Genomic DNA, 13,762 nt, shown 5'->3' with positions numbered 1-13,762 from the left:
GGTCACTCCTCTCCGAAGGACGGGCTGTGGTCGCGGGCGTACTGCACGTAGCTGTTGCTGACGCCCTGCGGGACCATCGGCCACACCATGGCGTCGGCGCTGACGACGAAGTCGATCACGACCGGGCGGTCGTTGGTCTCGAGCGCGAGCTTGATCGCGGCGTCGACCTCTTCCTCCTTGGTGACGCGGATGCCGAGGGCGCCGTACGCCTCCGCCAGCTTCACGAAGTCGGGGACGCGGACGGTGTCGTGACCGGTGTTGAGGTCGGTGTTCGAGTAGCGGCCGTCGTAGAACAGCGTCTGCCACTGCCGCACCATCCCGAGCGACGAGTTGTTGATGATCGCCACCTTGATCGGGATGTTGTTGATCGTGCAGGTGGCGAGCTCCTGATTCGTCATCTGGAAGCAGCCGTCGCCGTCGATCGCCCAGACGACCCGGTCGGGCTGGGCGACCTTGGCGCCCATCGCGGCCGGCACCGAGTAGCCCATGGTGCCGGCGCCGCCGGAGTTGAGCCAGGAGTTGGGGCGGTCGTACTTGATGAACTGCGCGGCCCACATCTGGTGCTGGCCGACGCCCGCGGTGTAGATGCCCTCCGGCCCGGTCAGCTCGCCGATCCGCTGGATGACGTGCTGCGGGGCCAGGAGGCCGTCGCTCGTCGGCGTGTAGCCGAGCGGGTACTCCTCGCGGAGCCCGTCGAGGTACGTCCACCACTCCGCGGTGTCCGGCGCGCCGGAGGAGCGGACCGCGTCCTGGAACGCGGCGGTCAGATCGACGATGACATCCTTGGCATCGCCGACGATGGGGACGTCGGCCACGCGGATCTTGGAGATCTCGGCCGGGTCGACGTCGACGTGCACGATCTTGGCGTCGGGCGCGAACAGCGCGGTGTTGCCCGTCACCCGGTCGTCGAAGCGGGCTCCGAGCGACACGATGAGGTCGGACTCCTGCAGCGACAGCACGGCGGGAACCGTGCCGTGCATGCCCGGCATGCCGAGGTGCTGCTTGTGGGAGTCGGGGAAGGCGCCGCGCGCCATCAGCGTCGTCACGACCGGCGCGCCGGTGGCCTCGGCCAGCTCCAGCAGCTCCTGGGAGGCGCGGGAGCGGATCACGCCGCCGCCGACGTACAGCACCGGCTTCTTCGCCTCGGCGAGCAGCTGGGCCGCCGCGAGGATCTGCTTGCCGTGCGCCTTGGTGATCGGCCGGTAGCCCGGCAGGTCGACCTTGGGCGGCCAGACGAACGGCGCGGTGTTCTGCTGCGCGTCCTTGGTGATGTCGACCAGCACCGGGCCGGGGCGGCCCGTGCCGGCGATGTGGTACGCCGCCGCGATGGTCGCGGGGATCTCGTCCACGCTCTTCACGAGGAAGGAGTGCTTCGTGATCGGCATGGTGATGCCGACGATGTCGGCCTCCTGGAACGCGTCCGTGCCCATCAGGGTCGAGAACACCTGGCCGGTGATGAACACGACGGGGACGGAGTCCATGTGCGCGTCCATGATCGCGGTGACGAGGTTCGTCGCGCCGGGGCCGGAGGTGGCCATCGCGACGCCGACCTTGTTGGCCGCGGTCGCGTAGCCCTCGGCGGCGTGGCCGCCGCCCTGCTCGTGTCGGACGAGGATGTGGCGGATCTTCTCCGAGTCGACGATCGCGTCGTAGATCGGGAGGATCGCACCGCCCGGGAGGCCGAACACGTCCGTGACGCCGAGGAGCTCGAGCGTGCGGACGACGGCCTGCGAGCCGGTCAGTTGTTCGGGCGACGCCTTGCCCGGCGTCGCGGAGGGCAACACACTGCTGGGGGTTGCATCCGAGGACATGCCTTATCGGTCCCTTACGTACGAAATGGTGAAGTGCTGGGTGGGGCGAAGGACTACCCCGTGACCGCGCCCTCTGCTGCAGAGCGCACGAGCTTGGAGTACTTCGCGAGAACGCCACGGGTATAGCGCGGAGGAAGAGGCGCCCAGCCTTCTCGGCGGGCGGTCAGCTCGGACTCGTCGACAAGTAGGTCGAGGGAGCGAGCCGCGATATCGACCCGTATCAGATCACCATCGCGCACGAAGGCGATGGGACCTGCGTCCACCGCTTCGGGTGCTATGTGGCCGATGCACAGGCCGGTTGTGCCGCCTGAGAATCGTCCGTCCGTCAATAGTAGTACATCCTTGCCGAGGCCTGCGCCCTTGATGGCGGCGGTGATGGCGAGCATCTCGCGCATGCCGGGGCCGCCCTTGGGGCCCTCGTAGCGGATGATGACGACGTCGCCGGCGTAGATGCGGCCCTCGGTGAGGGCGTCCATCGCCTCGCGCTCGCGCTCGAACACGCGGGCCGGGCCCTCGAACACGTCGGCGTCGAAGCCGGCCGTCTTGACGACGGCGCCCTCCGGCGCGAGCGAGCCCTTGAGGATGGTGAGGCCACCGGTGGGGTGGATCGGGTCGTCGAGCTTCCGCATGACCTTGCCGTCGGGCGCGGGCGGGTTGATCTCGGCCAGGTTCTCCGCGACGGTCTTGCCGGTGACCGTGAGGCAGTCGCCGTGCAGCAGACCCGCGTCGAGCAGGGCCTTCATGACGACGGGGACGCCGCCGTGGCGGTCGACGTCGTTCATGACGTACTTGCCGAACGGCTTGAGGTCGCCGATGTGCGGGACCTTGGAGCCGATGCGGTTGAAGTCGTCGATGGTGAGGTCGACGTCGGCCTCGTGCGCGATGGCGAGCAGGTGCAGCACGACGTTGGTCGAGCCGCCGAACGCCATGGCGACGGCGATGGCGTTCTCGAACGCCTTCTTGGTCAGGATGTCGCGCGCGGTGATCCCCTGCTTGAGCAGGTTGACCACGGCCTCGCCCGAGCGGTGGGCGTAGTAGTCGCGGCGGCGGTCGGCCGACGGCGGGGCGGCGGAGCCGGGGAGGCTCATGCCCAGGGCCTCGGCGACCGACGCCATGGTGTTGGCGGTGTACATGCCGCCGCAGGCGCCCTCGCCCGGGGCGATGGCGCACTCGATGCGCTTGAGGTCCTCTTCGCTCATCTTGCCCGCCTTGCAGGCGCCGACGGCCTCGAAGGAGTCGATGATCGTGACGTCCTTCTCGGTGCCGTCGGAGAGCTTCACCCAGCCCGGCGCGATGGAGCCGGCGTAGAGGAAGACGGCCGAGAGATCCAGCCGGGCCGCTGCCATCAGCATGCCGGGGAGGGACTTGTCGCAGCCCGCGAGCAGGACCGTGCCGTCGAGGCGCTCGGCCATCATGACGGTCTCGACGGAGTCGGCGATGACCTCGCGCGAGACGAGCGAGAAGTGCATGCCCTCGTGGCCCATCGAGATGCCGTCGGAGACGGAGATGGTGCCGAACTGCAGCGGGTAGCCTCCACCCGAGTGGACGCCCTCCTTGGCGCCCTGGGCGAGGCGGTCGAGCGACAGGTTGCACGGCGTGATCTCGTTCCACGAGCTCGCGATGCCGATCTGGGGCTTCTCCCAGTCCTCGTCGCCCATGCCGACCGCGCGGAGCATGCCGCGGCTGGTGGTGGCTTCGATTCCGTCCGTGACCACGCGCGAGCGCGGCTTCCAATCGATCTCAGGCATGGATCAACTCTAGGACGTCTCGGATGCCGCTCCGTTCACACGATGTGAACCGGTGGAGAAGCCGTTCGCCGGGTGGGCCTGTGGAGACGCGATCAGGCCGTGGCGGCCGCGCGCGCCTCCGCCAGCAGGGTCAGCAGGGTCGCGATCGCGTGCTCGTCGGCGACGCGGTACTGCGCGGCGGTCTCGCCCCGGCCGACCTTGATGCCGACGTCCTCCCCCGCGCGCAGCACGCGGAAGCCGTCCTCGTCCGTCACGTCGTCGCCGGCGAAGATCACGGCGGTGGCGCCCGTGTACTCGCGCAGCCGCTCCACGCCGTCGCCCTTGTCGGCGCCGCGCACCGAGAACTCGATGATGTCCTTGCCGTCGCGGATCGTGAGCCGGTCGCTCACCGCCGCCGCGGCCTCCCTGGCGCGCCGCACCACATCGGGGCCGTGCTCGTCGGCGACCAGCCGGTAGTGGACGCCGAAGCCGACCGGCTTCACCTCGAGCTTGAGCCCGGGGAGGGAGTCGACCACCTCGCCGAGCACCTCACCGAGCCGCTCCAGCGTGCGGCGCTCGTCGTCGGACAGGTCGAGCGAGACGCCGTCGCGGCCGAACCGGATCTCCACGCCGTGCGAGCCGATCAGGAGGGCGTCCTCGTCGGCCTCCGTCACGGTCTGAAGGCTGTCGAGCGGCCGCCCGGAGACGTACGCCACCCACGTGCGCGGCAGCCTCTCGAGCCGGTCGAGCGCCGCCTTCGACTCGGGCAGCGCCCTGGCGCCGCGCGGCACGTCGACGAACGGCGCGAGCGTGCCGTCGAAGTCCATGGCGACCAGGAGGCGGTCGGTCTCGGCGAGCCGCTTGACGGCGGAGGCGAGGGCGACGGCGGAGGCGGGAGGGAGCGGTGCGGGAGCGGTCATGATCCTTCAGGGAGCGGTGCGGTCGGTCGTGGACGAGCGGGAGCTCAGCGGCGGTTCACCGGCGGGTTCTGCAGCGGGTGGTCGCCGTGCGCGCTGCGGGTGAGCGCGTCGAGGAAGGAGGCGGACCAGCGGGCCACGTCGTTCGTGAGCACCTTGCGGCGCAGGGCGCGCATCCGCCGGGTGCGGTCGCGCTTGGGCATGGCGACGGCCTGCAGGATGGTCTCCTTGAGGCCCTCGATGTCGTGCGGGTTGATCAGCAGCGCCTGGCGCAGCTCGTCGGAGGCACCGGTGAACTCGCTCAGCACGAGCACGCCGTCCTCGTCGATGCGGGTGGCCACGTACTCCTTGGCGACGAGGTTCATGCCGTCGCGGAGCGCGGTGACGAGCATGACGTCGGCGGCGAGGTAGAGCGCGACCATCTCCTCCCGCGGATAGCCGTGGTGGAGGTACGCGACGGCCGTGTGCCCGAGGCTGCCGTAGTCGCCGTTGATGCGGCCGACGGTGAGCTCGATCTCGTCGCGCAGCTGACGGTACGTCTCGACGCGCTCGCGGCTGGGGCTGGCGACCTGGACGAGCGTCACCTCCTCGGCGTTCAGCCTGCCCTCGGCGAGCAGCTCGCCGAACGCCTTGAGCCGGTGGCCGATGCCCTTGGTGTAGTCGAGCCGGTCGACGCCGAGCATGACGGTCTGGGGGTTGCCGAGCTCCTGGCGGATCTCGCGGGCGCGCGCCTGGATCTCCGGCCGGCGGGCGAGGTCCTGGTACTGGTCGGCGTCGATGGAGATCGGGAAGGCCCGGGCGAGCACCGTGCGCACCAGCCCGCCGCGGCGGTCCGTGGTCACGTGCCGGTGCGAGCCGGACGCCGGGTCGTCGGTGTCGATCGGCACCTCGATGATCGGTCCGCGCGTCTCGTACCCCTTCAGCCGGCGGACGGCGCGCGAGAAGTTGCCCGCGTCGGCGACGCGCTGGAAGCCGATGACGTCGGCGCCGAGCAGGCCGTCGATGATCTGACGCCGCCACGGCAGCTGCGAGTAGATGCCGTACGGCGGGAACGGGATGTGGTTGAAGAAGCCGATGACGAGGTCGGGGCGCACCTCGCGCAGCATCGCGGGCACGAGCTGCAGCTGGTAGTCGTGCACCCAGACCACGGCGCCCTGCGCGGCGACCTCGGCGGCGGCGTCCGCGAAGCGGCGATTGACCTTCACGTAGGTCTCCCACCACTCGCGGTGGTAGCTCGGCTGCGCGATCACGTCGTGGTAGAGCGGCCAGAGGGTGTCGTTGGAGAAGCCCTCGTAGTACTCCTGCAGGTCCTGCTCGGTCAGCATCACCGGGCGGATGTTGATGTCGCCGGCCTCGAACGGCTCGATCTCCTCGTCGGCCACGCCCGCCCAGCCGATCCAGATGCCGTCCTGCGAGCGCATCATCGGCTCGAGCGCCGCCACCAGCCCACCGGGCGACGGCCGCCAGCTCGCCTCGCCGCTCTCGTCGACGACACGGTCGACGGGGAGCCGGTTGGAGACGATGACGAGGTCGTAGGCGTCGGTCGCGGTGTCGGGGTTCGCAGTGATGGTCGTTCCTCTTCCTCGTCGGTCGCGCCTCGCGGCGGTACCGGCCAGGGTACCAGCGTCCCTTCACAGCGCGCCCGGGGCGGGCGTTCCGCTGCCGGTCATGAGCCGTTCAGCGACCGGGGCTACAGTGCGGCCGTGATGCGCATCGGCCTGAGCACGTCCTGCGTCTACCCGCTCGGCACCGAGGCCGCCTTCGCGGCGGCGGCGGAGCTGGGCTACGACGGCGTGGAGGTGATGGTCACCCGCGACGAGACGACCCAGTCGGCGGCGCCGCTGCTGGCCCTGGCCGAGCGCTACGGGATGCCGATCCTCAGCATCCACGCGCCGGTGCTGCTGCTCACGCACTTCGTCTGGGGCCGCGACCCGCGGGTGAAGCTGGAGCGCTCGGCCGACCTGGCGGCCGCGGTGGGCGCCGAGACCGTCGTGGTGCACCCTCCCTTCCGCTGGCAGTCGGGGTACGTCGACGACTTCCTGGCGATCGTGCGCTCGACGGCGGCGGCCTCCGGGGTCGCGATCGCGGTCGAGAACATGTTCCCGTGGAAGGTCGCCGGCCGCTCGATGGCGGCATACTCCCCCGGCTGGAACCCGGTCGGCATGGACTGCGACGCGGTCACGCTCGACTTCTCGCACGCGGCTCTCAGCGGGCTCGACGGCCTGAAGCTCGCCCGGGCGCTCGGCGACCGGCTGCGGCACGTGCACCTGTGCGACGGCTCGGGGGCGCTGGACGACTCGCACGTCTTCGACGAGCACCTGCTGCCGGGACGCGGCGGCCAGCCGGTGGCCGAGGTGCTGCGGCTGCTCGCCGCCTCCGCGTGGACAGGGTCGGTGGTCGCGGAGGTCAACACCCGCAAGGCGCGCACGGAGCACGAGCGCACGGCGATGCTGCGGGAGACGCTGTCGTTCGCGCGGGAGCACGCGGCCGGGGCTGCGGTGTAGCGGAGCGGCGGGGCGATCCGAGCGCGTCTCCCGCTCACTCCGCCGTGCCGAGCTCCTTCACGAGCGTCTTCGCGTACTGGGCGTAGCCCTCGGCCGTCGGGTGGAACGCGTCGGCCCCGGTCTGGTTGATCCACGGGTCGCGGTCGCCGAGCAGGTGCCCGGCGAAGTCCACGCGCACGAACTCCATCGGCACGCCCTTGGCGCGCTGGGCGTCCACCGCGTCCTCGATGACCTGGTTGAGGCCGACGGTGGCGGCGTTGATGGCGGTGCGGAGCCCGAAGTCCTTCCCGGAGGTGCTGCCCGGGTCGTACATCACCACGTACCCGGTCACGACGATGCGGGCGTTCGGCGCCGCCTGCGCCACGGCCGAGTACACGGTCGAGAGGCGCTGCGGCAGCACGTCGAGCAGCGACAGCGCGGACGAGAGCTCGTTGCGGCAGGCGACGGCCTTGCCGGCGGAGCAGTCGGCGGCGACGGCCGCCACGCCCAGGTCGTTGCCGCCGATGCTGAGCGTGATCAGATCGGTGCGGTCGTCGATCGCGATCAGCTGGCGCCGAAGGAGGTCGCCCGTGGTCGCCCCGGCGCAGGCCGCGTTGACGATCAGGTCGACGCCCGCCTCCTTCGTGAAGACGGACGGGTAGGAGTGCGGGCTGGTGCGGCACTTGCCCTGCTCGTCGCCACCGCCCATCCCCGCCGCGAAGGAGTCGCCGAGCGCAACGTAGCGGGTGCCGGAGCTCAGCGGCTCCGTGGGGAACGGGTCGGGCGTCGCCGTGGCGGTCGGCGCGGGCGACGGCACGGCGGCAGCGGGCCTCCCGTCGTCCGCCTGCCCCGAGCACGCCGACGCACCGGCCGCCAGGAGGACGGCGGTCACGGCGGCGGTGAGGGTCCGGAGGGCTCTGCGTCGCATCCGACAGAGGCTACCCCCGGCACCCGGTGAACCGCTGGGCGGCGACTCGGAGAAGCTGGAGGGGATGCCGGGGTCAGACCGGCCGCGTGAGCGCCAGCAGCACGGCGGGGACGCTCTCGGAGAGCCGCTCCGAGAACCGGCGCTGGTCGCCGTCGAGCAGGGCCCTGGCCTCCCCGCTGGCGCACAGCTCGGCGATGACGCGCACGGCCTCCTCGGCGTCGATCGTGAAGCGGCGACGGGCGCTGGTGAGCGCGGCCACGACGGTCTCGGTCAGCTCGCGGTAGAAGTCGTCCTGATAGCGCACGAACCCGGCGGCGATCTCGGGGTCGCGCAGGGCGAGCAGCTGGAACTCGGTCTGCACGAGCCACCAGCGGCGGTCGTCGGACTGCAGCTCCAGGATGCGCGTGATGATCTCGACCACCTCGGCGTCGCCCAGCTCGGCCGCGCCGTCGCCGACGAGCGGCGTCAAGAAGCGGGCGACGCCCGTCTCCAGCTGCTCCAGGCGGGTGGTCTTCTCGCGGTCCATGAGGGCGAAGAACAGCTCCTCCTTGCTGGAGAAGTTGGAGTAGAACGCGCCGCGGGTGAAACCGGCGGCCTCGGCGATGGTCTCGACGCTGGCCGCGCGGACGCCCTGCTCGGCGAAGACGTCGAAGGCCGCGTCGAGCAGCCGCGACCGGGTGCGCTGCCGGCGTGCGGACTCTGCGGGGGCGGACTCCGCCGCCGCCTCATCTTCACGTGTCGTGCTGTCCAATGCTGAAACCTTCCTGAGCCTGGTTCCCGATACAGAAGTGTATCCGATACGCTCATTCATCGGATACAACGGTGTATCGAACACTCCGTCGACCCCTCACCGCTGGAGACCACGTGTCCTCGCTCCTGTACTCGATCGGCCGCTGGGCCTTCCGCGCCCGCGCCCTCGTCGTCGGCCTCTGGGTCGCCCTGCTGGTGCTCCTCGGCGGCGGCGCCGCGTTGCTCAACCAAGGCACCGACAACAGCTTCAGCATCCCCGGCACGCAGTCGCAAGAGGCGCTCGACATGCTGAACCGCACCTTCCCGCAGGTGAGCGGCACGACGGCGAAGGTCGTGGTCGTCGCCCCGAAGGGCGGCACGGTCGACGACGCCGACATCGAGCAGCCCGTCGAGGACGCGGTGAAGGCCATCGGCGACATCACGGGCGTCTCCGGCGCCACCTCGCCGTACAGCACGACAGTGAAGAACCTCGTCTCGGACGACCGCTCGGCCGCGATCGTCAACGTGCAGCTGAAGGGCCAGGCGACCACGGTCTCCACCGAGACCAGGAACGCGCTGAAGGAGGCGGGGGCCGACCTGCAGAAGGCACTGCCCGAGGGAGCGGAGGTCGCCGTCGGCGGCGAGCTGTTCTCGCAGAGCCTGCCGACCGTCTCGGCCACGGAGCTCGTGGGCGTGGTGATCGCGCTGATCGTGCTCATCGTCACGTTCGGCTCGTTCATCGCCGCCGGGATGCCGCTGCTCACGGCCCTGCTCGGCGTCGGGCTCTCGATCTCGCTGATCTTCATCGCGACCCTGTTCGGGTCCATCTCGTCGACGACGCCGCTGCTCGCGCTCATGCTCGGGCTCGCGGTCGGCATCGACTACTCGCTGTTCATCATCTCTCGGCACCAGGGCCAGTTGAAGGCCGGACTCGATCCGGAGGAGTCGGTCGCCAGGGCGGTGGCGACGGCCGGCTCCGCTGTCACCTTCGCCGGCATCACGGTCATCATCGCGCTCGCCGGGCTCGCGGTCGCAGGCATCCCGTTCCTCACGACGATGGGGCTCGCCGCGTCGGTCGCGGTCGCGATCGCGGTGCTGGTGGCGCTGACGATGACGCCGGCGCTGCTCGGGTTCGCCGGGGCGCGGCTGACGCCGGGGCGGCGGAAGGCGAAGCGGGCGGAGAAGACGGCGCGGAAGGCGCAGGCTGCCGAACACGACGACGAGGCGACGGCCGACGTGCCAGCCCCCGCCTCCCCCTCCACGCCCTCCACTTCCTCGACCCCCGGCTTCGGCCACGCCGCCGAGATCCCGCCCGGGTTCTTCCGCGGCTGGGTGCGCGCGGTGACCCGCTTCCCGCTCGTGACGATCATCGCCGTGGTGGTGGCGCTCGGCGTCGCCGCCCTGCCCGCCCTGCAACTGCGGCTGGCGCTGCCGGACGCCGGCAGCCTCCCGAAGGACAACTCGGCACGGACCACCTACGACCTGGTCTCCGAGCATTTCGGCCCCGGCTTCAACGGCCCGCTGATCGTGACGGGCTCGATCATCTCGAGCACCGACCCGGTCGGGCTCATGGACAAGATCGGCGCCGAGATCGCGGACCTGCCCGGCGTGGCAGCCGTGCCGCTCGCCACGCCGAACGAGGGCGCCGACACGGGCATCGTGCAGGTCATCCCGACCACGGGCCCGGACGACCCGAAGACGGCCGAGCTGGTCGCCGAGCTGCGGGCGAAGCACCAGCACTTCCTCGACGAGTACAAGGTCGACCTCCAGGTCACCGGCGCCACCGCCGTGCAGATCGACGTGTCGGATCGCCTGGGCGGGGCCCTGCTGCCGTTCGGCATCCTCGTCGTCGGGCTCTCGCTCGTGCTGCTGACCATGGTCTTCCGCTCGATCGCGGTGCCGATCAAGGCCGCGCTCGGCTACCTGCTGTCGGTCGGCGCCGCGTTCGGCGTCGTCGCGGCGGTGTTCGAGTGGGGCTGGGGGGCCGAGCTGCTGCACGTCGACAAGGTCGGGCCGGTGATCAGCTTCATGCCGATCATCCTCATGGGCGTGCTGTTCGGGCTCGCGATGGACTACGAGGTGTTCCTCGTCAGCCGCATCCGCGAGGACTACGTGCACGGCAAGGACGCCCGCCGCGCCATCCAGAGCGGCTTCGTCGGCTCGGCGAAGGTCGTCACCGCCGCCGCGATCATCATGTTCTCGGTGTTCGCCGCGTTCGTGCCGGAGGGCGACACCGCGATCAAGCCGATCGCGCTCGGCCTCGCGGTGGGGGTCTTCGTCGACGCGTTCATCGTGCGGATGACGCTCGTGCCCGCGGTGCTCCAGCTCCTGGGCGAGAAGGCGTGGTGGATGCCGCGCTGGCTCGACCGCCTCCTCCCCTCGTTCGATGTGGAGGGCGAGGGGCTGCAGAAGGAGCTCGATCTCGCCGACTGGCCGGAGCCCGGCGTGCGCCACGTGGCCGCCGCCGAGGGGCTGGCCGTCGAGGTGAAGGGCCGCCCGCTGCTCGCCGACGTCTCGTTCCGTCTGCGCGACGGGGAGGTGCTGGTCGTCCACGGCGGCGATCGCACGGCCTCCCTCGCCCTGCTGATGGCCGTCACCGGCCGCACGCCGGTGAGCGCCGGGACGATGAAGGTGGCCGGCTTCGTGCTGCCGACGCGCGGCTCGGCCGTGCGCTCGCGCACGGCGGTCGTCCGGCTCGACGCCACCGACACCCCGGTCGAGGACGTGCGCCTGGCGCTCGACGGGCGGCTGGAGCTGCTGGCGCTCGACGCCGTCGACAGCGTGACCGACCCCGTCGAGCGGCGCCGCATCCGCTCCGAGCTGAGCGCGGCGCTGAGCCGTGCGCGGGTCGACGAGCGGCCGTTCGCGCTCGTGGTGTCGTGCGTCGACCCCACCGGGCTCGACGACCTCCTGCCCGATGAGATCGAGCCCAGTTCGGTGCTGCTCGCCGACGACCTCGCCGACGACGTCGCGCGCCCCGCCGCGACCGGCTCCCCCGACATCACCGACCATGCCGCCCACGCCGCGGCCCACCTGGAGAAGGCGAACACCCGATGACGACCCCCACCTCCCCGCTGCGCCGCCCGCGCTCGCTGTTCTCGCTGGAGCGGGTGCGCTCGGACAAGCGCATCACCTGGCTGACCGTCGCCGGTCTCATCCTGGTGCCGCTCGTGATCGGCGGCCTGCTGGTCTGGGCGCTCTGGAACCCCACCGAGCGCCTCGGCGACGTGAAGGCGGCGGTCGTCAACCTGGACGAGCCGGCGACGGTGAACGGCCAGACCGTGCCGCTCGGCCGCCAGCTCGCCGGCGGGCTGCTCGACACCGAGAAGGACAACTTCTCGTGGGTGCTCACCGACGCGAAGGACGCCGACGCCGGGCTCTCCGACGGCACGTATGTCGCGGTGGTGACGATCCCGAAGAACTTCTCCCGTGCGGCCACCTCGACCGCAGGCGACGCCGCCGCGGCGGATCAGGCGACGATCGACGTGCGCACCAGCTCCACATCGAAGCTCGTCGATCCGGCCATCAGCCAGGCCGTCACCACCACCGCCACCTCGGTGCTCAACAAGCAGCTCACGAGCACCTACCTCGAGAACGTGTACGTGGGGTTCAACACCCTGCACGACCAGCTCGGGCAGGCGGCGAGCGGCGCGAAGAGCCTCTCCGGCGGGCTGACCCAGCTGGCGAGCGGCACGCAGCAGCTCGCCGACGGCGTCACTCCCCTGGCCTCCGGCGCGACAGCGCTCGCCGACGGGACGGGCCGGCTCGCGACGGGCGCGTCTGCGCTCGCCGACGGCGTCGGGCAGCTCGCGGGCGGGGCGTCGTCGCTGTCGGGCGGGCTCTCGACGCTCTCGACGCAGACCGGTGAGTTCGCGTCGAAGCTCGGCGAGACCAGCAGCGCCGCTGCCGCGCTGCCGGGCGGCATCCGCCAGGTCGGCGGAGCGGCGACCACGGCCGTGCAGAACCTCACGACGGGCGCGCAGGGCATCGGCGCCGCGGCGGCGACCCAGTGCACGCCGGCCGCGATCGCAACCAGTCCACAGCTCGGTGCGCTCTGCAAGGCCGTCCAGGACAACACGCCCGCCCTCCAGACCGGCATCGGCTACGCCACGGGCGCGGCCTCCGGCACGGAGCAGATCGCCGCGAAGACGGACGCGCTGGTGGGCGGTCTGCAGCAGTTCGCGAGCGGCGCACAGCAGCTCGCCGGAGGCGCGCAGCAGAGCGCGGACGGCGCGGCGCAGCTCGCCACGGGCGCCCAGCAGTCCGCCGACGGCGCCTCGCAGCTGGCGTCGGGCGCCGAGCAGTCGGCGTCGGGCGCCTCCCAGCTCGCCGACGGCATCACGCAGCTGAGCGCGGGCGTGCAGCCGCTCGCGACCGGAGCGCAGCAGTCGGCGTCGGGCGCGGCCTCCCTCGCCTCCGGCCTCGACAAGGCCGTCGATCAGCTGCCGAACTACAGCAGCGGTGAGCGCACGAACCTCGCGTCGGTCGCTTCGCAGCCGGTGACCCAGAAGGCGTCGGGGGTGGAGGCGTTCGGCACGACCAGCGTGCCGCTGTTCGCCTCCGTCGCGCTCTGGCTCGGCGCGCTCGCGACCTTCCTCGTGCTGCAGGCGGTGTCGCGGCGCGCGCTGCTCACCTCGCGCGCCGCCGGGCGGATCGCGCTCGACGGGCTGCTGCCCGGCGCGGTGCTCGGCGCGATCCAGGGCGTGCTCGTCTCGGCCGTGATGGAGCCGGCGATGAAGCTCGACGCCGGGCACTGGTTCGCCTTCGCCGGCGTCGCGGTCGTCGTCGGCATCGCCTTCGCCGCGGTCAACCACGGGCTGACGGCGCTGCTCGGCGGGGTCGGGAGGTTCGTCTCGATGCTCGTCGTCGTGATCACCCTCGCGTCGGGCATCGTCTCGACAGCGCCCGCCTTCTTCGACGGCGTGCTGCCCTGGCTGCCGACGAACGCGGCGATCACCGCGTTGCAGGGCGTGGTGGACGGCACCGCCGACGTGTGGCGCGGCCTCGGCGGGCTGCTGCTCTGGGCGGCGCTCGGCTTCGCCCTGGCGCTGCTCGCGATCGCGCGCCGTCGCATCGTCACCGCGGCCCAACTCCTCCCCGCCGAGTAGCCCCGAGTACGCGCGAATTCGCCCGAAAACTGCCGAGTACTCAGAGAATCCGCGTACTC

Annotated in this window: 9 protein-coding genes; 3 read left to right on the top strand and 6 right to left on the bottom strand. The window is 71.5% G+C overall.

The features are described 5' to 3' along the window. Nucleotides 1-2: 2 nt before the first annotated feature. The 4 genes from P5G50_RS10665 to otsA all read right to left on the bottom strand — a co-directional run bounded on the left by P5G50_RS10665 (nt 3) and on the right by otsA (nt 6,023). Nucleotides 3-1,811: an acetolactate synthase large subunit gene (locus P5G50_RS10665; RefSeq protein ID WP_301209206.1), complete on the bottom strand. Its 1,809-nt coding sequence runs from the start codon at nt 1,809-1,811 to the stop codon at nt 3-5. Between the two features lie 53 nt (nt 1,812-1,864). Then, nucleotides 1,865-3,559, bottom strand: coding sequence for a dihydroxy-acid dehydratase (gene ilvD, locus P5G50_RS10660; RefSeq protein WP_301209209.1), 1,695 nt, complete (start codon nt 3,557-3,559; stop codon nt 1,865-1,867). 92 nt (nt 3,560-3,651) lie between these two features. Continuing rightward, nucleotides 3,652-4,458: a trehalose-phosphatase gene (gene otsB, locus P5G50_RS10655; RefSeq protein WP_301209211.1), complete on the bottom strand. Its 807-nt coding sequence runs from the start codon at nt 4,456-4,458 to the stop codon at nt 3,652-3,654. A 44-nt stretch (nt 4,459-4,502) separates the two neighbouring features. Beyond that, nucleotides 4,503-6,023 (bottom strand): alpha,alpha-trehalose-phosphate synthase (UDP-forming), encoded by a 1,521-nt coding sequence (otsA, locus tag P5G50_RS10650; protein ID WP_301209449.1) that lies wholly within the window; start codon nt 6,021-6,023, stop codon nt 4,503-4,505. 135 nt (nt 6,024-6,158) lie between these two features. On the opposite strand from otsA, the gene P5G50_RS10645 reads away from it, so the two are divergent. After that, the gene (locus tag P5G50_RS10645; RefSeq protein WP_301209214.1) at nt 6,159-6,959 is read left to right on the top strand and encodes a sugar phosphate isomerase/epimerase family protein; all 801 of its coding nucleotides are present in this window, start codon (nt 6,159-6,161) and stop codon (nt 6,957-6,959) included. A gap of 34 nt (nt 6,960-6,993) precedes the next feature. On the opposite strand, the gene P5G50_RS10640 is transcribed toward P5G50_RS10645, so the two are convergent. Then, nucleotides 6,994-7,866: an SGNH/GDSL hydrolase family protein gene (locus P5G50_RS10640; protein WP_301209216.1), complete on the bottom strand. Its 873-nt coding sequence runs from the start codon at nt 7,864-7,866 to the stop codon at nt 6,994-6,996. A gap of 73 nt (nt 7,867-7,939) precedes the next feature. Continuing rightward, complete coding sequence (locus P5G50_RS10635) at nt 7,940-8,617, bottom strand: TetR/AcrR family transcriptional regulator (RefSeq protein WP_301209219.1); 678 nt, start codon at nt 8,615-8,617, stop codon at nt 7,940-7,942. 113 nt (nt 8,618-8,730) lie between these two features. Here P5G50_RS10635 and P5G50_RS10630 point away from each other — a divergent pair, with 113 nt between their 5' ends. Next, complete coding sequence (locus P5G50_RS10630; RefSeq protein WP_301209222.1) at nt 8,731-11,652, top strand: MMPL family transporter; 2,922 nt, start codon at nt 8,731-8,733, stop codon at nt 11,650-11,652. Beyond that, nucleotides 11,649-13,703, top strand: coding sequence for a YhgE/Pip domain-containing protein (locus P5G50_RS10625; protein ID WP_301209224.1), 2,055 nt, complete (start codon nt 11,649-11,651; stop codon nt 13,701-13,703). Before P5G50_RS10630 ends, P5G50_RS10625 begins: the two co-directional genes overlap by 4 nt. Nucleotides 13,704-13,762: the final 59 nt, after the last annotated feature.

This window comes from Leifsonia williamsii (assembly GCF_030433685.1).
In the GTDB taxonomy this organism is placed as follows: domain Bacteria; phylum Actinomycetota; class Actinomycetes; order Actinomycetales; family Microbacteriaceae; genus Leifsonia; species Leifsonia williamsii.
Note: the sequence above shows the minus strand (reverse complement) of the source record. Positions and strands in the feature narration are given on the sequence as shown.